This is a genomic window from Ewingella americana, from assembly GCF_006438725.1.
Classification (GTDB): Bacteria; Pseudomonadota; Gammaproteobacteria; order Enterobacterales; family Enterobacteriaceae; genus Ewingella; species Ewingella americana_A.
On sequence record NZ_RCZD01000002.1, the window covers coordinates 18,757 to 44,442 of the forward strand.

The 25,686-nt window shown below is 51.1% G+C and carries 21 protein-coding genes; 10 read left to right on the top strand and 11 right to left on the bottom strand.

Annotation, left to right across the window (positions count from 1 at the left end):
- The first annotated feature begins 114 nt into the window (after positions 1-114).
- From EAH77_RS03190 to EAH77_RS03210, 5 genes are all read left to right on the top strand, one after another.
- Positions 115-369 carry a hypothetical protein gene (locus EAH77_RS03190; RefSeq protein WP_140470382.1) on the top strand — a complete coding sequence of 85 codons (255 nt, stop codon included), beginning with the start codon at positions 115-117 and terminating at the stop codon, positions 367-369.
- Positions 370-783: 414 nt separating this feature from the next.
- A complete protein-coding gene (bhsA, locus tag EAH77_RS03195; RefSeq protein ID WP_140470383.1) occupies positions 784-1,041 on the top strand; it encodes a multiple stress resistance protein BhsA in 258 nt (85 codons plus the stop codon).
- A 172-nt stretch (positions 1,042-1,213) separates the two neighbouring features.
- Positions 1,214-1,471 (top strand): multiple stress resistance protein BhsA, encoded by a 258-nt coding sequence (bhsA, locus tag EAH77_RS03200; protein WP_140470384.1) that lies wholly within the window; start codon positions 1,214-1,216, stop codon positions 1,469-1,471.
- A gap of 137 nt (positions 1,472-1,608) precedes the next feature.
- A complete protein-coding gene (bhsA, locus tag EAH77_RS03205) occupies positions 1,609-1,866 on the top strand; it encodes a multiple stress resistance protein BhsA (protein ID WP_140470385.1) in 258 nt (85 codons plus the stop codon).
- A 159-nt stretch (positions 1,867-2,025) separates the two neighbouring features.
- Complete coding sequence (locus EAH77_RS03210; protein WP_140470386.1) at positions 2,026-2,322, top strand: zinc-ribbon domain and TM2 domain-containing protein; 297 nt, start codon at positions 2,026-2,028, stop codon at positions 2,320-2,322.
- Positions 2,323-2,391: 69 nt separating this feature from the next.
- On the opposite strand, the gene ddlA is transcribed toward EAH77_RS03210, so the two are convergent.
- Together ddlA and EAH77_RS03220 are read right to left on the bottom strand one after the other, a co-directional pair.
- Positions 2,392-3,489, bottom strand: a complete 1,098-nt coding sequence (ddlA, locus tag EAH77_RS03215; protein ID WP_140470387.1) for a D-alanine--D-alanine ligase — start codon at positions 3,487-3,489, stop codon at positions 2,392-2,394.
- Between the two features lie 60 nt (positions 3,490-3,549).
- Positions 3,550-3,879 (bottom strand): DHCW motif cupin fold protein, encoded by a 330-nt coding sequence (locus EAH77_RS03220; RefSeq protein ID WP_140470854.1) that lies wholly within the window; start codon positions 3,877-3,879, stop codon positions 3,550-3,552.
- A 320-nt stretch (positions 3,880-4,199) separates the two neighbouring features.
- Between EAH77_RS03220 and EAH77_RS03225 the strand changes: the two genes are divergently transcribed.
- Both EAH77_RS03225 and EAH77_RS03230 read left to right on the top strand, forming a co-directional pair.
- Positions 4,200-5,579, top strand: a complete 1,380-nt coding sequence (locus EAH77_RS03225) for an NAD-dependent succinate-semialdehyde dehydrogenase (protein WP_140470388.1) — start codon at positions 4,200-4,202, stop codon at positions 5,577-5,579.
- Positions 5,580-5,726: 147 nt separating this feature from the next.
- Positions 5,727-6,848 carry a cupin domain-containing protein gene (locus EAH77_RS03230; protein ID WP_140470389.1) on the top strand — a complete coding sequence of 374 codons (1,122 nt, stop codon included), beginning with the start codon at positions 5,727-5,729 and terminating at the stop codon, positions 6,846-6,848.
- Between the two features lie 85 nt (positions 6,849-6,933).
- On the opposite strand, the gene phnE (EAH77_RS03235) is transcribed toward EAH77_RS03230, so the two are convergent.
- From phnE (EAH77_RS03235) to phnC, 4 genes are all read right to left on the bottom strand, one after another.
- Entirely contained in the window at positions 6,934-7,857 is a 924-nt protein-coding gene (gene phnE, locus EAH77_RS03235) for a phosphonate ABC transporter, permease protein PhnE (RefSeq protein ID WP_140470390.1), read from the bottom strand.
- Positions 7,857-8,720: a phosphonate ABC transporter, permease protein PhnE gene (phnE, locus tag EAH77_RS03240; RefSeq protein WP_140470391.1), complete on the bottom strand. Its 864-nt coding sequence runs from the start codon at positions 8,718-8,720 to the stop codon at positions 7,857-7,859. Before phnE (EAH77_RS03240) ends, phnE (EAH77_RS03235) begins: the two co-directional genes overlap by 1 nt.
- A gap of 161 nt (positions 8,721-8,881) precedes the next feature.
- Positions 8,882-9,814, bottom strand: coding sequence for a phosphonate ABC transporter substrate-binding protein (phnD, locus tag EAH77_RS03245; RefSeq protein WP_140470392.1), 933 nt, complete (start codon positions 9,812-9,814; stop codon positions 8,882-8,884).
- Positions 9,815-9,891: 77 nt separating this feature from the next.
- Positions 9,892-10,722, bottom strand: coding sequence for a phosphonate ABC transporter ATP-binding protein (gene phnC, locus EAH77_RS03250; RefSeq protein ID WP_140470393.1), 831 nt, complete (start codon positions 10,720-10,722; stop codon positions 9,892-9,894).
- A 173-nt stretch (positions 10,723-10,895) separates the two neighbouring features.
- Here phnC and dld point away from each other — a divergent pair, with 173 nt between their 5' ends.
- The gene (gene dld, locus EAH77_RS03255; protein ID WP_140470394.1) at positions 10,896-12,599 is read left to right on the top strand and encodes a D-lactate dehydrogenase; all 1,704 of its coding nucleotides are present in this window, start codon (positions 10,896-10,898) and stop codon (positions 12,597-12,599) included.
- 87 nt (positions 12,600-12,686) lie between these two features.
- On the opposite strand, the gene EAH77_RS03260 is transcribed toward dld, so the two are convergent.
- Positions 12,687-14,126 (bottom strand): DUF1996 domain-containing protein, encoded by a 1,440-nt coding sequence (locus tag EAH77_RS03260; protein WP_140470395.1) that lies wholly within the window; start codon positions 14,124-14,126, stop codon positions 12,687-12,689.
- A gap of 553 nt (positions 14,127-14,679) precedes the next feature.
- On the opposite strand from EAH77_RS03260, the gene EAH77_RS25460 reads away from it, so the two are divergent.
- Complete coding sequence (locus EAH77_RS25460; protein ID WP_241673395.1) at positions 14,680-16,554, top strand: phosphatidylinositol-specific phospholipase C; 1,875 nt, start codon at positions 14,680-14,682, stop codon at positions 16,552-16,554.
- Positions 16,555-16,726: 172 nt separating this feature from the next.
- On the opposite strand, the gene EAH77_RS03270 is transcribed toward EAH77_RS25460, so the two are convergent.
- The 4 genes from EAH77_RS03270 to rhaS (EAH77_RS03285) all read right to left on the bottom strand — a co-directional run bounded on the left by EAH77_RS03270 (position 16,727) and on the right by rhaS (EAH77_RS03285) (position 24,222).
- Positions 16,727-19,126, bottom strand: a complete 2,400-nt coding sequence (locus EAH77_RS03270; protein WP_140470396.1) for a glucose/quinate/shikimate family membrane-bound PQQ-dependent dehydrogenase — start codon at positions 19,124-19,126, stop codon at positions 16,727-16,729.
- 174 nt (positions 19,127-19,300) lie between these two features.
- On the bottom strand, positions 19,301-21,454 hold the full coding sequence (gene pqqU / locus EAH77_RS03275; protein WP_140470397.1) for a TonB-dependent receptor PqqU: 2,154 nt from the start codon (positions 21,452-21,454) through the stop codon (positions 19,301-19,303).
- Positions 21,455-21,755: 301 nt separating this feature from the next.
- On the bottom strand, positions 21,756-23,195 hold the full coding sequence (gene aldA, locus EAH77_RS03280) for an aldehyde dehydrogenase (protein ID WP_140470398.1): 1,440 nt from the start codon (positions 23,193-23,195) through the stop codon (positions 21,756-21,758).
- 208 nt (positions 23,196-23,403) lie between these two features.
- On the bottom strand, positions 23,404-24,222 hold the full coding sequence (gene rhaS, locus EAH77_RS03285; RefSeq protein WP_140470399.1) for an HTH-type transcriptional activator RhaS: 819 nt from the start codon (positions 24,220-24,222) through the stop codon (positions 23,404-23,406).
- A 409-nt stretch (positions 24,223-24,631) separates the two neighbouring features.
- On the opposite strand from rhaS (EAH77_RS03285), the gene rhaS (EAH77_RS03290) reads away from it, so the two are divergent.
- Positions 24,632-25,624, top strand: a complete 993-nt coding sequence (rhaS, locus tag EAH77_RS03290; protein ID WP_140470400.1) for a rhamnose ABC transporter substrate-binding protein — start codon at positions 24,632-24,634, stop codon at positions 25,622-25,624.
- Positions 25,625-25,686 lie beyond the last annotated feature (62 nt).

Consider the following 25,686-nt stretch of genomic DNA (forward strand, 5'->3'; position numbering starts at 1 on the left):
AATAGTTGCGCACAAGTCCAGCAGAGATTATTATTTAGTTATCGAGCGATAAGTAAATGGCTCCCACCAGCAAGTTGCATGCTTTTACAGCTAAGAATCCCAGGACATTCCATCATGAGTAATCTTAAAATCATTCTTGCAGTTATGGCGTTAACCGCTGTCCCGGTTGCCAATGTCGCCGCACAGCAGGTTATCATGATGCCAACCCAGAGTCAGGAGGTCGCGATGGTGAATGTGACCGGTGACAGCAGCTTCTGTCATCCTGGCCGTTTTGTTAACGGCAAGTCTTCACAACAGCGCATTCCAACGTCACCAACAATGCCACCTGCACCAGCCGGTTCGGCCAATCATCCCCCTGTTTACTACTAAGGCGTGTGATCTGAATCTTGCTCCCGCAGGGTAAAGAACGAGGCGACATGATGTCGCCTTCTCTTTGTCTGCTGGCCTCAGCGGCAAAGCGCCCTATCGGTTTTAACACCCTCCGCCACACAAACCAACCATTAAATTATCACTCATTAAATAATTCTTGAAGAGCGCAAAAAAACGCACTATCATTTGTTTATCGAATGATAATTAATTTAATTACTCATTAAATTTAACAAACAAATCACAAATACCTCCAATTATGTGATCTGCCGCACAGCACAATTAGTTAACGATTACTAAATAAACATGTTGCACAGGAACCGATCAATCGCTAACATTAACTTATCGAACGTTAAGTAATAACGTTGAACGAATCCGAAACAGACTTATCCAGATTAACGAACAGGAACTGACATCATGAAAAACGTAAAAATGACTCTCGCAGCACTCGCACTGGCCACCGTATCTTTCTCTTCCATGGCAGCAACACTGGTGGATTCCGCACCAGCTAACCAACAGAAAATCGGTGTTATCACTGCAAATTCAAGCAATGACCTGTCCAGCCTGCAACGCGAACTGAATGCTAAAGCCAACGAAGCCGGTGCAAGCTCATACCGCATTATCGGTGCTTCCGGTGACAACTACCTGCACGGTACTGCTGAGTTGTACAAATAATTACGATGACAACGTCATCTACCGCACAATTAGTTAACGATTAATAAAAAAATAGATTGTACAGAATGTGATCCAGGTCTAAGATTTAATTATCGAACGTTAAACAAAACGTCTGACCGAATTATCACCTGCTGATACGCAGAATAACGAACAAGAGAAAAAGGGTTTTATCATGAAAAACATCGCAATGACTTTTGCAGCACTCGCACTGGCTACCGCTTCATTTACGACGCTGGCAGCCACTGAAGTACAGTCCGCACCCGCTAATTCACAGTCTATCGGTGTGGTCAGCGCACAGGCCGGTTCAGACCTGAGCAGCCTGGAAAACAAACTGGCGGCAAAAGCAGACGCTAACGGTGCAAGCTCATACCGCATTATCTCCGCTTCCGGCGACAACCGTCTGTACGGTACTGCTGAGCTGTATAAATAACAGCTGGCAGCCCGCATAAGATCGATTTTTAAAGGTATCGGACAGAAAACTGAAGAGTGGCTTTGCACATGTAGATCGAGTGCTGAAAACAGCGCCAAACCCTGCGAAGCCCATCACACGACAATAGGACAAATATTATGAAAAACCTGACAATGACCCTCGCAGCAATCGCACTGGCTACCGCTTCATTCACGACGCTGGCAGCCACAGAAGTACAGTCAGCACCCGCTAATTCACAGTCTATCGGTGTGGTCAGCGCGCAGGCCGGTTCTAACCTGGCCAGTCTGGAAAACAAACTGGCAGCTAAAGCAGACGCTAATGGTGCAAGTTCTTACCGCATCATCTCCGCTTCCGGCGACAACCGTCTGTACGGTACTGCTGAGCTGTACAAATAAGTTCTGAGTTTTATAGAAGTATGCAGAAGAGGCGGCCCAGGGCCGCCTTTTTCGTTTGCAAAAAAGCAACCAAGTGAACTCTAATCATTTTGTGGAAATAATTTAAAACCCTATAATGCGACAGAACGTAATATTGAAAACTTTCATGGGATGAAAATAATGTCGAATATGGTTTTTTGTAGGGGTTGTGGTAAAGAAATACACGAATCAGCGAAAAGCTGCCCGCATTGCGGAGCAACCTCTTCTCCTCAAGGCACTAAGAGTCGTCTTTCCGCTGCCTTGTTAGCCCTCTTTCTGGGAGCATTTGGCGTACACAAATTCTATCTGGGTAAAGTCGGTCAGGGCTTCTTGTATTTAATTTTCTTTTGGACCTTTATTCCTTCTATTGTCGCTTTTATCGAATTTATTCTTTATCTCTTCATGTCGGATGAAGAGTTTGCACGTAAATATAGCTAAGCCTTGTTAATTCATGAAAAAGGCAGGGATTTTTCCCTGCCTTTTCTGCTACTTCACTTTCACCAAATATCAGTGTGCGGAGCTTTTCAACTGACTGTCTTGCTGATGCTGTTCCAGCGCCAGTTCGAGAAGTTTCGTGATCAGTTCGCTGTAGCCCAGACCGCTGGCGGCCCACAATTTGGGGTACATGCTGATGTTGGTGAAGCCTGGCAAGGTATTGATTTCATTAATCACCACGTCACCTTGCGCAGTCAGGAACACATCGACCCGCGCCATACCGCGACATTCCAGCACTTCAAAGGCCTGTAAAGCGATAGCGCGGATGCGATCATGGGTTTCCTGCGGCAAATCCGCCGGAACCGCAACGCAAGCGCCCTGCTCGTTAATGTACTTGGTATCGTAAGAGTAGAACTCGTCCTGCAGGATCACTTCCCCACAGACGCTGGCCTGCGGATGGCTATTGCCCAACACCGCGCATTCAATTTCACGGCCCACAATGGCAGACTCCACCAGCACCTTGTGGTCGAAATCGAACGCCAGATCCAATGCTTTAATAAAGCCGGCTTCGTGGGTGACTTTACTGACACCAACCGAAGAGCCTTGATTGGCCGGTTTGATAAACAGCGGTAAACCGAGGGTCTGCGACACTTTTTCGAAACTATAATGTTGGCGGTTAGTGCGCGTCAGGCTGACAAACGGCGCAATGTTTAGCCCGGCGTCACGCAGCAGACGTTTGGTCACATCTTTGTCCATGCTGACCGCGGAACCCAGCACGCCGGAACCAACAAAGGGCATGTTCGCCATGCGCAGTAAACCCTGCAATGAGCCGTCTTCACCGAGAGTTCCGTGAACAATCGGGAAAATAACATCCAGCTGGGAGAGCGCACTGGCGCTGCCGGTTTCAATCAGTTGATTTTCAGTCTGGCCGGGGATCAGCGCCACCTGATTATTTGAACGGTTCAGGGCAATCAGCGACGGGTTTTCAGCGTTGATTAAATAGTTGCTGGCATCGTTAATGTGCCATTCCCCCTTTTTATCAATCCCCAACAGCGTGACATCAAAGCGATTCTTATCAATGGCATCGACGATGTTTTTTGCCGACTGCAATGACACTTCATGTTCCGCCGATTTCCCACCAAAAATAATGCCTACGCGTAATTTACTCACCCACCACTCCTTGAAATCACTATTTTGCACGGTTGTAGCACTGAAAAATCCGTTGAAATATCAGTCCACAACAAAAAGTTTTGCGCCTTTAACGGTAGAAGACTGATGCGCTTCGGCATCATCGGCCACCTGGTAACTCATGCCCGGCGTCAGGGTGAAGGTCCGCCCATCGTCCAGCCGGGTTTGCAATTCGCCTTCCAGGCAGAACAGCACGTGGCCTTTACTGCACCAGTGGTCAGCCAAATATCCCGCAGAATACTCCACAATACGCACGCGAATCTCACCAAAATGCTGGGTACGCCACAAGGCCAGACCCGCTTCGCCGGCATGTTCCGTCGGCGCAATCTGGCTCCAGTCGGTGGTGCAAAAAGGAATATCGACAAGCTTCATATGTTTCTCTGTTTCTGCAAAAGAGGAAAGGAAATCCAGCATAAAAGTGGACGTGGCTTTAATCAATCACTGTTCCTGATTACCCGACGATTTCTGCACGCCGGACGGTCAATAACGCTTGCAAGCCTGTGGGTGAAAAGTTGCGTAAAGCCGAATTATCTGAGCATGGCGCTCCAAACCAGGTATGGCGGGGGCTGAGCGAGTCCGGTGAAAAACGGCTAATCGGGTGTGTTGCCAAAGGTGACTCTGCGACGGAGGTCTCATTTCTTCGACTATGCTTAAGGGAGTTTCAAAAATCAGTCCAAAACAAGGAGCACGCTATGCCTTATCAAACAATTAATCCGTTCAACAACAAGCTAATCAAAGAATATCAAACACATAATGACCAGCAGGTTGAGCAGACGCTGGATGCGGCACATGCCCTTTATAAGTCAGACTGGGGTCAGGGCGATATGCAGCAGCGTTTGAAAGTGCTGCATAAATTGTCTGATCTGATGTCATCCCGCGTGGAAGAACTGGCGAAAATCGTCAGTGTCGAAATGGGGAAACTGATTGAGCAGAGCCGCGGTGAAGTGAAGCTGTGTGCGGAAATTGCCCAATACTACGCTGACAACGCTGAAGAATTCTTAAAGCCTGTGACGTACAAATCGAGCCTCGGTGAAGCCTGGGTTGAGCACAGCCCGATTGGCGTGATCATGGCCGTTGAGCCGTGGAACTTCCCGTTCTACCAACTGATGCGCATACTGGCACCGAACCTCGCCGCCGGTAACAGTGTTATCGTCAAACATGCCAGTATCGTGCCGCATTGTGCAGAAACCTTCGAAAAACTGGTGGCCGAAGCCGGCGGGCCAAAAGGCGCTTACACCAACCTGTTTATCTCGCAGGATCAGGTGGCTAACATCATCGAAGATGACCGCGTACAGGGCGTTGCGCTGACCGGTTCGGAAAAAGCCGGGGCCGTCGTGGCCGCCAAAGCCGCCAGCAAACTGAAGAAATCGACGCTTGAGTTGGGCGGTAACGATATTTTCGCGGTACTGGAAGATGCCGATATCGACCATGCGGCCAAAGCCGGTGCGCAGGCCCGTGTTTCCAACGCCGGTCAGGTTTGTACCGCCGCCAAGCGTTTCATCATTCATGAAAAAGTGGCCGATGAATTCCTGCAGAAATTTACCGGGCATTTCAAAGCGCTGAAAATCGGTGACCCGTTAGATGCCAGTACCACACTTGGCCCGCTCTCTTCAGCCGATGCGTTGAAAACGCTGTCCAAACAAGTGGAGCAAGCCGTTAAAAACGGCGCAACACTGCACTTCGGCGGTAAGAAAGTGGCGGATAATCCGGGTAACTTCTACGAGCCAACCATTCTGACCCACATTACCCGTGACAACCCGGCCTATTTCGAAGAGTTCTTCGGCCCGGTGGCGCAGGTTTACGTGGTGAAAAATGATGAGGAACTGGTGAAACTCGCCAATGACTCAAACTATGGTTTAGGTGGTGCGCTGTTCACTAAAGATATGGCCCGTGCCCGTAAATTGGCGACCCGAATTGAAACCGGCATGCTGTATGTCAACTCTCCGACTGACACCGCGCCGGAACTGCCGTTTGGTGGCGTGAAACGTTCTGGCTTTGGCCGCGAGCTGTCTGATTTGGGGATCAAAGAGTTTGTGAATCAGAAACTGGTAGTACTGGCCGCGAAGTCATAATTCCTCCCCCGTAACCATGCCCTCTCCGTGCGGAGAGGGAAATTCCATCCTGTCCCGGTGTTTTATGTTCTCTTGATGCATAACAAAGCGCCCGCTCCCCACCGTTCTTTATAATCAGAGCCGTTTGTCTTCCCACTGGTGAATCACATGGCGTATGAACTTAATCTGAACTGGCCGGAGTTTTTAGAAAAATACTGGCAGAAACACCCTGTAATTATTAAAAATGCCTTCCCTGATTTTGTCGATCCCATCACACCGGACGAACTGGCCGGTCTCGCGATGGAAACTGAAGTGGACAGCCGCCTGGTGAGCCATGTGAATGGCCAATGGCAGGCCAGCAACGGGCCATTTGAGCATTTTGACAATCTGGGTGAAACTGGCTGGTCATTGCTGGCGCAGGCGGTAAACCACTGGCATGCGCCTTCTGCTGAACTGGTGCGCCCTTTCCGCGTGCTGCCTGACTGGCGCTTAGACGATCTGATGATCTCCTACTCCGTGCCCGGCGGCGGTGTCGGCCCGCATATTGATCAGTATGATGTGTTTATCATTCAGGGCATGGGCAGCCGTCGCTGGCGTGTCGGTGATAAATTACCGCTGAAACAGTTCTGCCCGCATCCGGCTTTATTGCACGTGGAGCCCTTCACGCCGATCATCGATGAAGATCTCGAACCGGGTGACATTTTGTATATCCCGCCGGGCTTCCCGCATGATGGAATCACCCATGTTGAGGCGTTCAACTATTCCGTGGGCTTCCGTGGCCCGAACAGCCGCGATTTCATCAGCAGCTTTGCTGATTATGTGCTGGAAAACGATCTGGGCGGCGACCACTACAGCGACCCCGACCTGACACTGCGCGATCATGTCGGCAAAGTCGAAGAGTATGAACTGGAACGTGTGCGCACCATGATGCACGAGCTGATTAATCAGCCGGAAGAGTTTAAACAGTGGTTTGGCCGTTTTGCCACTACGCCGCGGCATGAACTGGACATTGCTCCTGCCGAACCGCCTTATGAAGCGCATGAAATCGTAGATGCGTTGATGCAGGGCGACAGCCTGACCCGCTTAAGCGGACTGCGCGTACTGAACGTGGGTGAACGTTTCTTCGTCAACAGCGAAGCGCTGGAAACCGATAATGTCAGGGCAGCTGATGCCCTGTGCCGTTACACCCGCATCGGTAAAAGCGAGCTGGGTAATGCGTTGCAGGATCCGGCGTTCATCGCAGTGTTAACCGACCTGGTGAATCAAGGTTATTGGTTTTTTGACCAATAACGGGCAGTAATATCAGCGTTTAAAGGCGGCACCCATAGAATAGGGGCCGCCTTTTTTATATGTCAGATTTACCGACTGTCGCAGTTTACGGACGGTACAGTTCAACGGGCGGTTTTGATTTCCGCTCTTCCGGCGCGAACAAACCAATCTCTTCGCCATGAATGTACTTGGCGCGGAGTAACGATGAAATCTTGTCCATCGCCATGACAATCACCACCAGAATCAGGGTGATAAACATCACCACGTCCCAGTTCCATAAACGCATATTCTCGGCATAAACCAGGCCAATTCCTCCGGCACCGACAAACCCCAGCACCGCAGCAGAACGGGTATTTGACTCAATCTGATACAACGAAAGCGACAGGAAGGTTGGGAAGGATTGCGTGAAGATGCCAAAGCGATGCGTTTGTAACGGCGAAGCGCCCAGCGCCCGCAGACCACGGCTTGGCGAACGTTCAACCGCTTCATGGCCCTCGGCGTAGAGCTTACCCAACAGCCCCATATCCTGCATGATAATTGCCAGCACACCGGCCAGTGGCCCCATGCCGACGGCGCGCACGAAAATCAGCCCCCAGATCGCCATGTCCAACCCGCGTAGAACATCCAGCAGGCGGCGAACCACCAGCGATATCGGACGCAGCAGCGGCGTAGACATCACATTGCGTGCCGCCAGAAAGGAGAGCGGTAACGCCAGCAACGTGGCCGTGATCGTGCCGGCAAACACGATTGCCAGCGTCATGGCGATCTGCTCAAAGTAGTACATCAGAGGCCACTGAGAGAAGTTATGCCAGACAAACATACGCATAAAATAGCGACCAATTTGGCCTGTACCGCGCACAACGGCCTCGAACGGAATGCCATAAAAACTGAAAAAATAGATATAATACAATAAGATAAGCACAGTAAACACGCCGAGATACCGCAGGTAGCGGCGCTGGGCGGAAAACAGCGTTGGGTTGTCGCGCTTAATACCGGCAATCGCCGACGGCGCCAGTGCTTCAGTCAGCATCAGAATGTGCCCTCCACGGCGCGTTTACGCAATTTTCCAGATAAGAAGTCCATGACGGACACCACCAAAATAATCAGCAGCAACGTCATGCTGACCTGGTCGTAACGGTCGAGTTTAATCGAGGTCATCAGCTCCTGGCCGATACCGCCCGCCCCCACCAGCCCAAGAATAGTGGACTGGCGGAAGTTGATTTCGAGGCGCATAAAGCTGTAGGACAGGAAGATAGGTTTGACCTGCGGCCAGATGGCAAAACGCATACGTTGCAGACGCCCTGCCCCACAAGATTTCAGCCCGCGCACCGGTTTGTCCGATGCGGTTTCAATAGATTCGTAAAACAGTTTGGTCAGGCTGCCGACGGTATGCAGCGTCAGGGCAATAAAGCCCGGTATTGCGCCGATACCAAACGCCATGACACACATCACCGCCCACGCCAGTTCCGGCATGGTACGTAAGAAAGCCACAAAAGTACGGATGCCGAATTTCAGCCATTTTGGCGAGTCAGTGTTACTGGCCGCCATAAACGCCAGCAGCGTGGCCAGCGCTGTCGATAAAATGGTCGATGAAAGCGCCAGCTGAATAGTTTCCCAAATCAGCGGCAACTGAATATTCAGACGGTATCCCCAGTAGGCCAGCGAACCTTCAGTATGGCCGTCGGCAAACAGCAAGGACCAGTGCAATACCGGTACGGTTTCACCGATATAATCAAAAAAATGGGGAGCCGAAAGAAATACCGTTTTTAGATTGAGTTCAGACACATTGCCTGACCACAAATAAAGTACCAGCATCAGCCCCGACCAGACCAAAGCCTCACGTTTTTGCTTACCGCGTATTTGCTGGTAATAACGATTGAAGTCTTTATTCAAAATAGAGTTCCGGTTTCTCTGTAAATAATATCCATGCCTACCCAATAGATTTCATGGTGCAGCAAGGCGGCAACTGAATGAATCCCCGGGAGCTTACATAAGTAAGTGACCGGGGTGAGTGAAGGAAGCCAACGCTGCTGCAACGTGAAAGATAAAGGGTATTAGCGGGAACCCTTGGTGAGCTCTCGTTTCATATCTATGATCTGTTGATATTCAGCCAGCGTCGTATCACCAATATGCATTTTACCGCCAGCGGCTTTAATCCAGCAGGCGTGATCATCTTTATCCAATTTCTTAATGGCGGCGACCAGTTTGGTTTTAAATTCTGGCGGCAAATCGCTACGCACTAAAATCGGCCCATTAGGAATTAACGGTGACTGCCAGATAATACGGATTTTCTTCATCAGGTCGGGCTGGTCCATACGGATCATGCGGTTGAATGCACCTGAGGTATAACCTGTTTCGCGATCGCCAATCATAGAGGCCCAGGTGACTGCGCCGTCAAACTGGCCATTCAGCACGCCGAGAATGTCCTGCTCATGGCCGCCGGAGAAGGTCACGCTGGAGAAGAAGTTGTTGTATTTATTGTCAGTGCTGCCGCCAAACTCTTTCTTGAAGGCCTGGTTCGGGATCAAATATCCTGACGTTGAATCGGGGTCAGCAAAACCGAAGGCTTTGCCTTTCAGGTCAGACAGCTTCTGGTAAGGGCTGTCCGCTTTCACCACCACCACCGAGTGATAACCACGGGACTGGTCGGTGTCATCAATCGTGATGCCGACAATATCCACGGCTTTCGGATTATTAATATATACCGAGGCGAATGATGACGGAGACATGCTTAATACCATGTCCAATTTCCCACCGATTAACCCCTGAATAACGCCGGAGTAGTCAGAGGAGTTACGCAATTTGGTATCGACGTTTAATTCTTTATCGAAGAAATCTTTTACACACTGATTATCACCGATTTGTTGAGTGGCATTCTGCCCACCCAAAATACCCATATTCAGTTCCTTCGGTGCCTCTTCTGCCATGGTGTGCATCACGGTGAATGAGCCAGCCACCAATACCGCCAGACGTAATAAATTCTTCATGTAATATATGACCTTGTGTAGAAGGATATAAAGTTAAGATAAATAGAAACAAAGAACTGATAAACCGTTATATTTTATTACTGTACTTCCCCATCCTCCCCATATAACTGATGAAGAATGTCATCATTTAATTGATCAGGGTGACCATCAAATATTATCTGCCCTTTGGCAATACCAATGACCCGGGTACAAAAGTCTTTGACCAGTTCAACCGAATGCAAGTTAACCATCACCGCGATATTCTCTTCGCTGACTTTCTTCAGCGCATTCATGATACGCAGGGTATTTTTCGGATCCAGCGAGGCGACCGGTTCATCGGCCAGCAGGATTTTCGGGTTTTGCATCAGCGCGCGGCATATCGCCACACGTTGCATCTGGCCACCGGAGAGATTTTCAGCCCGCTGCAACGCGTGCGGCAGCATATGCAACCACTCGAGCAGGGAGATCGCGCGGGCACGATCTTCATCATCGAACTGGTTAAAGAAAGATTTTAACGTCGAGGTTTGGCTCAGGCGACCAAGCAACACATTGGTCAGCACGTCAAGACGCGGAACCAGGCAGAAGTCCTGGAAAATCATGCCACAACCCGCACGCCAGCGGCGCAGGGCTTTGCCGGTCAGACCGGCCAGTTGTTGCTGTTCGCCGTTTTCATAGTGACAGACCACGCTGCCATCCGACAGCGGGATAGTCCCGTTGAGCACGTGCAGCAACGTCGATTTCCCCGCCCCAGAGCGGCCTATCACGGCAACAAATTCACCCGCATGCAGGTTAAAATTGATGTCATTGAGTACGCGCTGGCCTGATTTGTAGGACTTCACCAGCCCTTTGACGTCGAGCACTTTGTTCTGCTGCTGTGGCCGGGTCTGAGGAAATTCAGCCTGTGCCAGCTTAAGTTGAGCTTGCGACATAATGCAGTCTCTCGGTTGCTTACAGAGTATGAGCGTTATTAAGCGCGAGTTTTATGACACATTGATGATGCTTTAGTGGCCGTCCGGTGACGTTAACCTTCCCCTGACAGCATTTAAGTCTATGATTATTTCGGGTGCCAATTGCGCTCAGGCGACAAACTGAAGGAGAAGAAATGAGCATTCATCAGGACAATCAGGGGCTGATTTCGCGTCTAAAAGAGATTGCCGGTAGCCGTCATGTCTTAACGGGCGACAGCAATACCGAACGCTACCGTAAAGGGTTTCGTTCAGGCGGAGGTAAAGCGCTGGCGGTAGTTTTCCCACAGACCCTGCTGCAACAATGGAAACTGCTGAAAGCCTGCGTTGATGCTGACAAAATCGTCATCATGCAGGCCGCCAATACCGGGCTGACCGAGGGCTCCACCCCCAGCGGTGACGATTATGACCGCGACATTGTGATTTTCAGCACGCTGAAACTCGACCACATTGAGCTGCTTGATGGCGGAAACCAGGTGATTGGTTTTCCCGGCAGCACCTTATATAAGCTGGAAAAAATTCTCAAACCTTATGGGCGCGAGCCTCATTCGGTGATTGGTTCTTCCTGTATTGGTGCCTCGGTGGTCGGCGGAATTTGCAACAACTCCGGCGGTTCACTGGTGAAACGCGGCCCGGCCTATACCGAGATGGCGCTGTATGCGCAAATCGACGCCCAGGGCGAACTGCAACTGGTGAACCATCTGGGCATTGCCCTGGGTGATACGCCCGAACAGATGCTGACGCGGCTGGAGAAAGGCAATTTCACCGACGAAGAGGTAAGCCACGACCAGCGGCTGGCCTCAGATCACGACTACGCCGAACGGGTGCGCGATGTCGAAGCGGATACGCCGTCGCGTTTTAATGCCGACCAGCGCCGCCTGTTCGAAGCCTCCGGCTGCGCGGGCAAACTGGCGGTCTTCGCTGTGCGTCTCGACACTTTCCCGGCCGAGAGCCAACAGCAGGTATTTTATATCGGTACCAACAGCACCGCCGTGCTGACCGAGTTACGCCGACAAATCCTGCGTGATTTCAAAAACCTGCCGGTGGCCGGGGAATATATGCACCGCGATATCTTCGACATCACCGAGGTCTATGGCAAAGACACCTTCATGATGATCGACAAACTCGGCACCGACAAAATGCCGGATATGTTCAGCGCCAAAGGCAAGTTTGACGCCCATATCAGCAAGGTGCCGTTCCTGCCGAAAAACTTCAGTGACCGGGTGATGCAGTGCATTAGCAAAGCCCTGCCCAATCATCTGCCACCGCGCATGAAAAAGTACCGCGACCGCTATGAGCATCACCTGCTGCTGAAAATGTCCGGTGCAGGGATCGACGAAGCCCAGACCTTCCTCGCCCAATTCTTTACTGATAACGAAGGTGATTTCTTTGTCTGTTCAGACGATGAGGGCAAAAAGGCGTTTCTGCATCGCTTTGCCGCCGCCGGTGCTGCGGTGCGCTATCACGCGGTGCATGAGAAAGAGGTGGAGGACATTCTGGCGCTGGACATCGCCCTGCGCCGCAACGACAAAGAGTGGTTCGAAACCCTGCCGCCGGAAATCAATAATCAGCTGGTGGCGAAACTCTACTACGGCCACTTTATGTGCCACGTTTTCCATCAGGATTACATCGTCAAAAAAGGGGCCGACAGTAAAAAACTCAAACATCAGATGCTGGAAATTCTCGACGCCAAAGGGGCCGAATACCCCGCCGAGCATAACGTCGGCCATTTGTATCTGGCGAAACCACATCTGAAAGCCTTCTACCAGCAAGCCGACCCGACCAACAGTTTTAACCCAGGTATTGGCAAGACCAGTAAGTTGAAGAACTGGCGCGGGTAAGGAGGGTTTGAAAATAGCAAAATGGAAACGGCCCCGGCGCTTTCACCCACCGGGGCCGTTTCTATTCTCTTTCGTCACTTGTCTCGATTATTCGCTGACAGGTTGGTTCGCGACCAGTTCTAAGGCTGCAAAATATGGCGTCTCTTTCGAGTCAAAACCATAGATATTACCGGTCTGTTTGCTGTCCCCTGACATACAGAAACCAATTTCAGTTTGGCCATTTTGCACGGCCTGGCGCACCATCGCATCCACGTCAAAGTTGTAATAGGCTTTCCCGCCGCTGACGAAAATAGTGCTCCATGTTGAAAAATCACAGGTCGGGCGGGTGTTCCACGTGACGGTATTTTCATCCCATTGCGTCGTTGTTTTATAAAGGTAGAGCGTTTTCGAATCGGTCGGATTATTGGTCAGAGCGCCGTTCAAGCGCATTCTATATTTGAACAGAGCGAGCTGATCAGCTGGGAATGTGGTTGGCAGTGCCGGGATTGGGAATTTGAAGAGCACTATTTTCTGCGGGTTATTCGCATCTTTGCTGCTGGTAGGATCCGCCAGTGCCAGAAGCTGGGTAGCCGCACCAAAGTTTTTGTCACTGTCAGCCTGATTACTGACATAAGTATCAGCTGTCGTTTCGCGGTAGCTATAAGGCACAGTCCCCGTGCAGTCATCGTTATTATTCATGCAACGCTCAGTCATGAATTTCGCCGCATCAGGCGACCAGCCATTCACAAAATCGCCGTGGGCGGTATAGATCGAACCCCACAAGTCGGTACGCTCTTCCCCGTTCATTTGCGGATCAAGCGAGAGCTTCACGTCGTTTAAATCCAGAGAATCATAGCCATCAATAATATAAGCCACGTTCAGGCTGATGCCCGGAATATGGGCAGGATAGTCAGCCGGGCAAGAGCCATCATCGTTTGAGTAAACGGCGTTAGGCAGTCTTGCTGGCGCAGCAGGTTTGGCCTTCAGCGTTTTACCATCCCAGCAGGTTGGGAAGTGGACACTGATGTTCACCTGGAGCGTACTGCCTGGCGTGCGCTGACAAATGCGATTGGCGTCGTTGGTATAGCCACGGCCATCATTACACAGGAAGGTGATATGACTGTTCGGCGTTGTGCCTTTGTGGTCACCGGCCAGCAGTTCCAGACCTGGCGGGAATGAGGTAAGCGGATATTGCGTACTGTTGATCGTTTGATAATAAATCTTGGCATATTTCGGCGGCGCAATGGTACCGTTCGGCAACTGCATGGAAGGCGTCCAGTAAGCCGATGAATCCGCCAGACTGTCGCAGGTGGTGCCCGCAGAGCTACGCAGTGACTCGTAAGTTGTGAAGGCGTTGGTATTCTGATTGCCAAAGAAGTCATGCCACATGGCGTGGTTTTGCATGCCATACATCAGGATAGAATCGTCACCCAGTTTATGCGAAAAAGCACATTCGACACTCGTTTGATAATTATCGGCGCGAGCGTAAAGCGGGCTGAGCAGCACGCCTAATAAACAGAAAATAAAAGAAAGGCAGCGATATTTCATAGAGACCTCCAAAGGAAAATACAGGGCATGGACTTATATTTAATCCATCAACGTGTTTTAACTATAGAGTTTTTGTATGTATCTCAGGCCTCACAATGCATCACCGTTATATCACTTTATAGTGATGTTATTTTTTTGTCTGCTCATTAGCGTCAGGTGTCCCTGATGAAATAGCCATTGTCAGCCAATCCTATCTGTCAATGTCCAGCAGGAAGAGCGCAATGCGGCTGCACATTTCCTGTGTCACGGCGCGACACCGTTTTATATATCAGCATCACGCATTAAGGTCACAGTTTCCCGCATCTGACATGCTGCCACAACGCGTTTAAACATAGGGAAGTCCATGCGCCCGGCCTGATGCGTTACGGTTATTTCTACTTTGCCCCGGGGATGTTATTTCCTCCTTTGCATTTCGGTGATTATTTCTATTTTAATAATACCTCCCCGTGTGTTTATTTGATTTATTTTATGCCGTAATGATTTTACACTTTCAACATGAGATCGTAATCTATGCATTCGGTATAATTTTTTTAAATCTCAAGAGGTGTTTCGAATGAGCGACGTAACTAATAGTAACTTATCAGCAACAACCAGTATCAAAGGGAGTTTTCTTAACCCAAAAACCTGGAGTGAAGAAGGTAAGAAGAATGATATTTACATTTATTACATTGATGATAAAGAAATTTATTTTGGATTAAAAACAGACGGCAAACCCTCTGACCATAACTGGTATTTCCCAACAACCGTAACAGATAATAGTCATTTCTTTTTTGCCGGATTCCATTCTGGAACTAACGCCGACCCTAAGGTATGGGATGAGTATGGAAAGGTTGGATCAGTATACTATGAAGAAACTCATGGTTTCTATCGCCTGAAGGTTGAAGGTTACCCAGTAACAGCCAACCGGGGCATTCCGAAGAAGGGAGAGTCAAATGACAAATGGGAATTTATGGGGGAGCGTGCGGGCACGTTCATAAACCCCAAGTCGTGGAGTGATGAAGGCTCGGTGGGGGATATCTACGTTACATTTACATATAATCGAGATTATTATTATAAACTGAAACAAGCCGGAAAACCTTCATCTCATTATTGGCATTACCCAGACCCGGGTCAAAGTGATGATATTTGGACTTTCGCTGGCTATAATCCAGGAACTAAAGAACGACCTAAAAGCTGGAGTGAATATGGCGAGAAAGGCTGCTATTATTCTGATTATACAGGCTTCTTTAAATTAAAAGCAGAGGGTATCCCATCCGAACATATTTGGTATTACCCTACCGATAATAAATCTAATAATATCTGGGAAGTTCATGGGGTTAGGCTAGGAACGAAGAGATTCCCAAAAGATTTCACCGATAATGGTAGCACAGGGGATATCTATATTGGTTTTTATAAAAACTACACATATAGATTAACAGATACAGGCAGTCCAAAAAATTCAAATTGGCTTTTCCCTGATGACCCTAACCAAGCCCCAGCTCCAGCTCCAGCCCCAGACCCAGACCCATACATCATTACCCGCTATGATGACACGACATCCGCTATTCCAGTGACGGAGAGTCATTGGGATAGTGAACTCATTGCATACAATCATGAAAAACCCGCCAAATGGATGTCATATTTCCGTGATGACACCCCCCTTAATCAAATATCAATTCCAGGCACGCATGATTCGAGTACGTTTGCGGCTGACGGCGCTTCAGTCGTTAGAGGGCTGGTCATGACGCAGAATGCCATTGATGATATTAGCAAACAGCTGACTGATGGAATAAGGTTTATTGATGCACGCTGTCGCCATATTGAGAATTCTTTCGCTATGCATCATGACAGGTATTACCTTAATCATATGTTCGGAGATGTGTTGAATGCCTGTTATTCATTTTTGGCTGCAAACCCAAGCGAATGTATTATCATGTCTGTGAAACAGGAATATGATGAATCCAAATGCACAAGGACTTTTATTGAGACATTTGAACAATCATATTATAATAAAGATCGGTGGTATGTTGGAAATACAGTGCCTAGACTGGGCGATGTACGTGGAAAAATAGTCCTGCTAAGTCGGTTCGGTGGTAATATGGGGATACTAGCCAATGGGTGGAAAGATAATGACGTATCCCAACTTGGGGGTTATCTCTACATTCAGGATAAATATAATGAACATAATGAAGTTAATAAATGGCATGCAATCAAAGAGGCATGGGATTTTTCAGCTAACAACCATAAGCTAGGTTGGCTGACGCTTAATTTTACCAGTATATCGGGTGAAGCAGGGACAACGCCTTATGAATATGCTGCCGATAAGAACCCAGAACTTGCTAATTACATCTCAAGCCGTAAAGAAGGAGGCGGAATTATAATTTCTGATTATTACTATGAGGGCAGGATAGCACAAAACGTGATTAAGACTAATTTTAGAGACATTTAATACTGGAGAAAAAATCAATCATTTTATACATAGATAACCAATACCACCTCCAGGTTTCGGATATTTATTACTCTGCAAATGATAGTCATCATCGAATTTTTTTCGCAATGACTATCATCGTACAAAAAAGGCCGCTTTCGCGGCCTTTCATTATTCAAAACGCTTAGGCTAATTATTTAGCGTCAGCGTCTGGCAGTGCGTAAGCGATGATGTAATCGCCCAGTTTGGTACCGAACGAACCATGGCCACCGGCTGCAATGACAACGTACTGTTTGCCATTCACCGAGTAGGTCATTGGGGTCGCCTGGCCGCCGGCTGGCAGACGGGCTTCCCACAATTTGTCACCGTTACTCATGTTGAACGCGCGCAGGTAGTTGTCGGCGGTTGCTGCAATGAAGAACACATTACCGGCGGTGGAAATCGGTGCGCCAAGCATTGGCATCCCCATTTTGAACGGTAACGGAACCGGTGAGCTGTCGCGCACGGTGCCGATACGTTTCTTCCACACGATGTCATTGGTTTTCAGATCAACACCGGAAATGTAACCCCATGAAGGCTGTTTACATGGGAAACCCAGCGGAGACAGAAACGCATTCAGCGTTACCGCGTAAGGCACACCGTACTGATGCTGGATACCAGACTCAGAACCGGAACCGCCTTTGTCGTTGGCGTCAGGCTCGATCGGGTTGCCTGGACCACGTGGGATCAGCTTAGACACAAATGGCAAGGCAATCGGGTTAGCGATAGCCACCTGACGGTCGGTATCCACAGAGATACCGCCCCATTCGAACATGCCGAGATTACCCGGGAACACCAGGGTGCCCTGCTCGGATGGCGGTGTGAAAGTGCCTTCATAACGCAGTTGGTGGAAGATCACACGACACATCAGTTGGTCGTAGATCGTCGCACCCCACATATCTTTGCCGGTCAGTTTTGCTTCTGGACGGAACGTCAGTTTGGAGAATGGCTGAGTCGGGGAAACGTGGTCGCCCTTCGCGGCGCCTTGCGGAACCGGTCTCTCAGGTGCATCAACAATCAGCTTACCGTCACGACGGTCCAGCACGAAAATGTTACCGGTTTTGGTCGGTACATAAATCGCAGGCACTTTGTTGCCGGTTTTGTCCGTGATATCAGCCAGCGTTGGCTGCGCAGGTACGTCCATATCCCACAGGTCGTGGTGAACGGTCTGGTAGAACCAGGCCAGTTTGCCCGTCGTCGCATTCAGCGCCAGCAGGCCGCTCGCGAAGCGTTCCATATTCGGGGTACGGTTGCCGCCCCAGATGTCCGGGGTCGCTACACCGATTGGCAGGTAAACCAGATCCAGTTTGTCATCATAAGACGCAGGCGCCCATGAGTTCGGGGAGTTTGGCGTGAAGTGCTCGCCTTCGGCTGGCAGTTTGTTCGGATCAGCAGCACCTGGGTCAAATGCCCACAGCAGCTTACCGGTCTCAACGTCGAAGCCACGGATCACACCGGAGGGCTCGCGGGTAGAGAAGTTATCGGTAACCGCACCGGCCACAATGATCACCGATTTGGTGATGATTGGCGGTGACGTCGGCTCGTAGTGACCCGGCACCGCATTCGGCATGTTGTTTTGCAGGTTCAGCTCACCGTTGTTACCGAATGCCGGACAGCGTGCGCCGGTTTGCGCGTCAAGCGCGAACAGACGCCCATCGTTGACCGGCAGAATGATGCGGCGTGCACACACCGCCGGGGCGGCACCATTGGCTTCCCCCCCTTGTGCAGCAGGTGTTGTCTCGTGATAAGACACACCACGGCAGGTGACGTGTTGGAAGGTCGGGTTTGGCTTGAGCTGGGGATCAAATTTCCACACCTCTTTACCGGTCGCAGCGTCCAGCGCAAACAGCTTCTGGTGCGGCGTACACAGGTACAGCATGTTGCCGATCTTGATCGGTGTCACTTCGTCGGTGATTTCGCCCGGATCGTTAGCGGTTTTCAGATCACCAGTACGGAAGGTCCAGGCAACGTCGAGCTTGCTGACGTTCTGATCGTTGATCTGGCTCAGCGGCGAGTAACGGGTACCGCCCTGAGTACGGCCATAGGCCGGCCAGTCACCGTCAGGAATGCCGGAATCAGATTTTGCCGGCGCGGAGTCCGCGGCTTTAATCGTACCGTTGATCACCTGCGGGTCATTGAAGATGGAGTAACCGAGTACGATCACGGTGAAGAGCAGCGACAGCGCCAGCGCACCGCGTGCAAAGGCGTTTTTAGCCGCCATCTGCCGGTAAACGATCGGCAACAGGATCCACAGGCCGAGGAAGAAGGTGACGTCCAGACGCGGTGTCAGCGCCCAGAAATCTGTGCCCACTTCCCAGACGGCCCAGACCGTCGTTCCGAGCAGGAACACGGCATACAGCAACAACGCAGAAGCGCGACGGCGGTACAGCAGCCACGCAGTCACCAGCGAAACCACACCGGCAATAATGTAATAAAAAGAACCTCCTAATTTCGCCAGCCAGATACCGCCGACCAAAAGATAAATCCCGCTTAACGCGGCGAACAAAGCGGTAATTATGACGACAATGCGTGATAACGAGGCTTTCGTTTCCATAGTTGATGACCTTACTGAATTTTTATAATTGTCGATTTAGGATGAGCTAAATCTTCAAGAACATCCGGTTGTCACCGGGTGTCATTCCGTGCGAACGCTGCCGGACTTCAACAAATGCAGGCGTTTGGCAGCGCCGCGTGGTTCTTGGCTTTTAATGGCTGAAACTAACCTAACTTACTCGAAGCGATAAGAAAGCGTCGCGCCGCCACCGTAGTTTCTGCCAGGGGCAGGTTCGAAATAGCGACCGTTACCTTCATTGACGATGACCGAACCGACATAGTTTCTGTCGAACAGGTTGTCGACGCGGGTGAACAGGTCAAGCGTCACCTGGTCCCAGTTGAAGCGGTAACCCGCATTCACGCTGGCGACGGTATACGCAGGCGCCTGCTCGCTGTTTTCGTCATTCACTTCAATATCGCTCATGTAACGAACATCAGCTCCCGCGTGCCAGCCATCAACCGGTGCCCACTCTAATGAAGCGTAGCCCATGTTGCGGGCGACACCCGGCAGACGGTTGCCCGCTGGCGTACAGTCGCCTGCGCCGCAGGTCTCGTTGCGATAGGTCGCATCGAGCAGTGTCCAGGCCATCTTCACGCGCCAGTTCTCTTCAATTTGTTGATCTAACGACAGTTCCAGCCCGCGACGGCGGGTTTTACCGGCATTGGTGTAGCTCGCACGCCCCCCGATGCTTTGGGCGACAATCAGCTCATCATCAGTGTCAGTCTGGAAAACGGCGGCGGTGACTAAACCGTTGCCGACCCGCCATTTGCTGCCGAGTTCGACGGTGTTGCTGGTGGACGGTTGCAGGCCAAGGTTCAGGCCGGATTTGCCGTCGGTGCGGTAAGAGAGTTCATTGATGGTCGGCGTTTCAAAGCCTTTTCCGGCTGAGACATAGGTGTTCAGCGCCGGGGTCACCGCGAAGTTCAGGGACGCCATCGGCAGCAGTTTGTGATAACGGCGCGAACCGCTGTCATCCGGGTTGTTGCCGGTTATGTAGTAATCCGTGGAATCGAAGCTGACGGTGCTGTAACGCGCACCGGCATCCAGCGTCCAGCGCGGCGTCAGGTTCCAGGAGGTTTGCAGATACGGGTCGAGATTCCACATCACGTTCTGTTCGTTACGGCGTTCATCGCCCTTCACGCCCAGCGAGCCCTGGTCGTTGAAGTTCTCGTAGCCGAAGCGGCGCTCGGTCATGGTTTCATAATCCAGACCGCCGGTGACCGAGAACGGCACGGAACCGAGCTGATCCTGATGTTTCCAGCGGGTATCAACCCCGGAATATTTACGTTCAAGCACGATCACCCCGCCTGCATTCAGCGGGTTCTTCTGCGCACTGGCAGGAATAGTCTGGTATTGCGTGGTGTGCCGCTCGCCGTGATAAGTCATCAGGCTGAACGCATCGTTCTCGCTCATCTGACGCTGGTAGCGCAGGCCGACCTGAGTCTGGTCGAGGCTCTTACGTGCGTTGTACTGATCGGCGCGCGTCGCCTGTTTCGGATTATCGTGCCATTCAGATTCTGTCAGGCCCCCCGGGTCGTTGGCATCGACAGAGACGCTGTTGAACATCAGCGTCAGGGTGCTGGCGTCATCAATACGCACGCCCAGTTTGCCATTGCCGAGATTTTTCTGCGTACCGCTGTGATCGCGGTAACCGTCAGTGGTGAAACGTGAACCGGAGATCAGATAGTTCACGTCGCCCGCCTGGGTACCGTCACCGGTAGCACCGCTGGCTTTGACGCTGTTACGAAAGGTTCCGTCGCTGCCGAAATAGGTGCCCGCTTCCAGTGTGGTCGGCTGCGTGCCGCTTTGGGTATCCACGTTAACCACGCCGCCGGAAGCATTGCCGTACAACGCGGAGAATGGCCCGCGCAGCACTTCGACGCGCTCTACCGAGTTCAGATCGATATTCGATGTCTGTCCCTGCCCGTCAGGCATGGTGGCCGGAATACCATCGACATAAATGCGCACGCCGCGCACGCCGTACATCGAACGGCTGCCGAACCCGCGCACCGAAAGCTGCAAATCCTGCGCATAATTCTGGCGGTTCTGCACCTGTAAACCCGGCACGCTGCCCAGACTTTCAGAGAGATTGACCTGCGCTTTACTGTTACGGAAATCCTCGCCGTCGATCACGCTGACCGCCGCCGGGGTATCCAGTTCGGACAGCCCCTCTGAGCCCTGTTGTTTGATGATCATCAGCGATGAGGCGTCAGATGTTTCGTCGGCCTCACCCTTTGGCGTAACCGTGGCTGAGAGCGCGTAACTGACGGAGGCAGGGCTAAAAAATGACAACAAGGTGATGATAAATGCAGAGGTTTTGGCGTTCACTTTAGGTGTTCTTTTTTTCTAGCTAAAAGTGAGAACTGAACAACAGCCCTAAAAGATGACGGACATCTCACTTTTAGACATTAAGAATAGACAAAAACCCACCAATCTGATGGGGAATCGAGAAGGCGAACACTATAGTTTTTTTCTTCCTGTTAGTACATACGTAACTTTACGAATGTAATTTTTTAACAAAATTCCGCACAAAATATACATTCCCCTTATCAGACGCTCATAAAACAAAGCCGGAGGCGGGTTTCCCCCGCTCCGGCTTGTTGGCTGCCTGATGAATCCCGCTGCGCCCTTAATGGAACTGGAGGTAAGCCACGTGCGTTTGCAGATACTCCTGCAAGCCGTGTTTGCCGTCGGCACCGCCCACGCCCGATTTACGCCAGCCCGCATGGAAGCCCTGCATCGCCTCGAAGTTTTCGCGGTTGATGTAGGTTTCACCGAACTTCAGCTGTTTCAGCGCTTTCATCGCGGTGTTGATGTTATTGGTGTAGATCGACGACGTCAGGCCGTATTCGCTGTCGTTAGCCATGGCGATAGCTTCATCCAGCGTCTTGAATACGGCGACCGGCAATACCGGGCCAAACACCTCTTCATGCATGATCGGCATCTCCTGCTTTACATCCACCAGCAATGTCGGCGGGTAGAAAAAGCCGGTGCCACTTTCACGCTTACCGCCCAGCAGCACTTTCGCGCCTTGCGATACGGCTTTCGCCACTTTGTCTTCTACACGTTGCAACGCGGCGGCGCTGATCAGCGGGCCCATATCCAGCTCTTTTTGCTCGGCGGTGTTACCGAAAGTCACCTGCTTCATGGCTTCGCTGATGCGCGAGATAAACTCGTCGTACACCCCTTCCTGCACATAAACGCGTTCGGCGCAGTTACACACCTGTCCGGTGTTGATAATGCGCGAACTGACGATGGCTTTGACCGCCAGATCCAGGTCGGCATCATTCATCACGATCGCCGGGGCTTTACCGCCAAGCTCCAGCGACACTTTGGTGACGTTCTGTGCAGCGGCGGTCATGGTGGCAATCCCGGCTGCGACGCTGCCGGTCAGGCTAACCATGCCGACTTTCGGGTTGCCCGCCAGCTCCTGTCCTACGGTGGGACCGTAACCGGTCACGATATTCAGCACGCCGTTTGGCAGGCCGATTTTATGGATGATTTCAGCGAAGATCACCGCATTGTTCGGCGTGATTTCGCTCGGTTTGATGACGATGGTGTTACCGGTGATCAGCGCTGGAGCGGCTTTGCGGGCAATCAGGAAGAACGGAAAATTCCACGGCAGAATACCGGTGGTCACGCCGATGGCTTTGCGGAACACGAAAATGTTTTCGTTTGGCCGGTCACTTTGGATGATTTCACCTTCGTAACGGCGCGCCCACTCCGCCATGTAATCGAGGTAGTCGGCGGTGAACAACACTTCGGTCTGTGCCAACCCGTAGGTTTTACCGCCCTCGGCAATAATGGTGGCGGTCAGCTCGGCTTCGCGCTCACGGATACCGGCGGCGATTTTATGCAACCACACCCCACGCTCTACCGCAGGTAACGCTTCCCAGCCCGGCTGTGCTGCCTCAGCCGCATCAATGGCTCGTCGGGCATCTTCCGCTGTGCCAGCAGGGATTTGTGAGATCACCTGTTCCGTCGCTGGATTCACAACGTCAATCCACTTGCCGCCGGTGTTTTCAACGAATTCACCGTTGATGTACATACGTTTTTGAACTGTGCCCATGTAAGGAGTCTCCCAGGTACGGATCGAGGTGATGAACGAGTTGTTAAAAAATAAGCTCTTTTTTGTGAAGTTTTAACAGACTGTTCCATCCGTCGACGATTTACCTTTCCGTGACTGCCATTCAGCGTTGAGAAATGGCAAAAACGTCATGGTCGGACTGCCAGATGTAACATTTTTGCAAATTGGAAGATCGAAACAGGAAGGGGATTTACTGGCGAACATGGCGCGGCGCGTAGCCAAATTCGCGTTTAAACAGCGTCGAGAAATGGTTGCTGTCACAAAAACCGCACTGATGCGCGATCTCAGTGATTGAGCTGTCGCCAAAGCGCAACATATTACGCGCGTTGAGCAGACGCAGACGGTTGAGGTAATTCAACGGCGTGCAGCCGGTTTGCTGTTTCATCTGGCGGTGCAGGGTGCGCAGCGACATGGAGAACTTTTCGGCTATCACTGCCCAATCGATCTCTTCATCATAATGCACGTTCATCCAGTCCAGCAGATTATTCAGGTCGCCGCCCTGCCCGTGATAGCCCACGTCGCGGCTGCCTTTGCGCAGCAATAATAAGAGCTGCATAAAATAGAGCTCCTGCTGAGCCTGGGACTCCGGCAACGAACTAAACGCCGTGTTGGCCATCAAGTCGATCAGCATTTTAGCCTGAATTATCTGGCCGGGGTTAATGCGCCAGTGTGCCGGGTAGTTTCCATTGACTTCCTGAGGCAGTAATTCACTGATCCTGTTAAGAAAACGAAACGCTTCAGGTCGGCGGTATAGCACGTTGGTGAGATGCAAGTTGTCAGTATTTTCATACAGATGATGATCACGGTAACGCACAAAACAGACACTACCCGCGCTGAGGATCAGCGGCTGATCGTTAAAAACGTGCGTACCTGTCCCGTGCTCAACCAGCACAATTTCATTGAAATCCAGATGATGGTGCTCAGGAAAGGTGTCGTGTGGATGACGCGGCTCAATGGCGACCGGGGAATCGCCTGAGGGGAAATACTCACTACTGCGCAACACCGTCATTTCCGACTCCTCATTAACATTATTGTAATATTTTAGTCGCCACCGGCGCGGCCATCAGGCTGAAACTGTGACCGGCTAACCGCTTTTGAACAAAATCTTTACTTCGCTGCTCAATCCGGCGTCATTCGGCGTGATAGTTGGCTTTATGCCTTCTTTCAGTGCAGGTTTCCCTGGCTAAAAGTCTGTGTTTTTCTGCCCGTTTCGCCTGCCGGATAAAAGATTGTTATCGATTTGTGAGATTGTTCTCCTAAACCTTTGTGTGTTTGCCAATGTTGGCTCAGAACTGGCACTCGCGGAAAGGTCAGTCTGTCAGCAACCTCCTAGAGTCATGATCATGCGCCTGGCGCGTCGGCAACTTTTGGTCGTTAAACTTTTGCAGATTTTGCAAATAGCATGCGGAGTACAGAGAATGAAATTAAAACACGTACTGAGCCTTACCCTGATGGCGAGCAGCATCCTGCTGGCAGGCGCGGCATCAGCAGAAGTAAAAATTGCGCTGGTGGCGAAATCGCTGGGCAATGGATTCTTTGAAGCAGCCAACGTCGGTGCACAGCAGGCTGCCAAAGAGTTGGGCGATGTGAAAGTGATTTACACCGGCCCGACCACCACCACGGCCGAAGCGCAGATCGAAGTGCTCAATGGTCTGATTGCGCAGGGCGTGGATGCGATCGCCGTCTCCGCTAATGACCCGGACGCCCTGGTGCCGGTGCTGAAAAAAGCCATGCAACGTGGAATTAAAGTGGTGTCATGGGACTCCGGCGTGGCGCAAGCCGGCCGCCAAATCCACCTCAATCCCTCCAATAATGCGCTGATCGGCGAAACTAACGTCAAACTTGCTGCCGATGCGCTGAAGGCACTGAATGTCGATAAAGGTGACGTGGCCATTCTGAGCGCCACGCCGACCTCGACCAACCAAAATTTGTGGATCGCTGAGATGAAGAAGGTGCTGCCGAAGTACCCTTCAGTCAATCTGGTGACCGTTGCCTACGGTGATGATTTATCAGATAAAAGCTACCGTGAAACGATGGGTCTGCTGAAATCCTACCCCAATCTGAAAGTGATCATTTCTCCGTCGTCGGTCGGTATTGTGGCCGCGGCACAGGCAGTCAAAGATCAGGGGAAAATCGGCAAAGTGTATGTAACCGGCCTGGGTCTGCCGTCTGAAATGGCGGGCGCAGTGAAATCCGGCGCAACCAAAAGTTTCGCCATCTGGAACCCCATTGATCTCGGTTACGCCGCCACTTATCTGGCCTACGATCTGGTTAAAGGCACGGCGACCAAAACCGAAGCCAGCATGGGCCGTTTAGGTAAAGTGAAGCTTGATGCCGACGGCAGCGGCGCGATGGCTGAACCCTTTATTTACGATGCCAGCAACATCGATAAATTCTCTAAAATATTCTGATCCTGAATGCGGCTGATCGCTTTTCGGTTGGCCGCTTTGTTGTATTTAGCCAAACAGGGGAA

Coding starts and splice junctions, on each gene's coding strand:
- EAH77_RS03260 (WP_140470395.1), bottom strand. CDS start 14,126: ATGAAATATCGCTGCCTTTCTTTTATTTTCTGTTTATTAGGCGTGCTG.
- dld (WP_140470394.1), top strand. CDS start 10,896: ATGAGCATTCATCAGGACAATCAGGGGCTGATTTCGCGTCTAAAAGAG.
- rhaS (WP_140470399.1), bottom strand. CDS start 24,222: ATGACGGTGTTGCGCAGTAGTGAGTATTTCCCCTCAGGCGATTCCCCG.
- phnC (WP_140470393.1), bottom strand. CDS start 10,722: ATGTCGCAAGCTCAACTTAAGCTGGCACAGGCTGAATTTCCTCAGACC.
- EAH77_RS03190 (WP_140470382.1), top strand. CDS start 115: ATGAGTAATCTTAAAATCATTCTTGCAGTTATGGCGTTAACCGCTGTC.
- rhaS (WP_140470400.1), top strand. CDS start 24,632: ATGAAATTAAAACACGTACTGAGCCTTACCCTGATGGCGAGCAGCATC.
- aldA (WP_140470398.1), bottom strand. CDS start 23,195: ATGGGCACAGTTCAAAAACGTATGTACATCAACGGTGAATTCGTTGAA.
- phnE (WP_140470390.1), bottom strand. CDS start 7,857: ATGCTGACTGAAGCACTGGCGCCGTCGGCGATTGCCGGTATTAAGCGC.
- bhsA (WP_140470384.1), top strand. CDS start 1,214: ATGAAAAACATCGCAATGACTTTTGCAGCACTCGCACTGGCTACCGCT.
- bhsA (WP_140470385.1), top strand. CDS start 1,609: ATGAAAAACCTGACAATGACCCTCGCAGCAATCGCACTGGCTACCGCT.
- EAH77_RS03210 (WP_140470386.1), top strand. CDS start 2,026: ATGTCGAATATGGTTTTTTGTAGGGGTTGTGGTAAAGAAATACACGAA.
- EAH77_RS03225 (WP_140470388.1), top strand. CDS start 4,200: ATGCCTTATCAAACAATTAATCCGTTCAACAACAAGCTAATCAAAGAA.
- bhsA (WP_140470383.1), top strand. CDS start 784: ATGAAAAACGTAAAAATGACTCTCGCAGCACTCGCACTGGCCACCGTA.
- phnD (WP_140470392.1), bottom strand. CDS start 9,814: ATGAAGAATTTATTACGTCTGGCGGTATTGGTGGCTGGCTCATTCACC.
- EAH77_RS03230 (WP_140470389.1), top strand. CDS start 5,727: ATGGCGTATGAACTTAATCTGAACTGGCCGGAGTTTTTAGAAAAATAC.
- EAH77_RS03220 (WP_140470854.1), bottom strand. CDS start 3,879: ATGAAGCTTGTCGATATTCCTTTTTGCACCACCGACTGGAGCCAGATT.
- EAH77_RS25460 (WP_241673395.1), top strand. CDS start 14,680: ATGAGCGACGTAACTAATAGTAACTTATCAGCAACAACCAGTATCAAA.
- EAH77_RS03270 (WP_140470396.1), bottom strand. CDS start 19,126: ATGGAAACGAAAGCCTCGTTATCACGCATTGTCGTCATAATTACCGCT.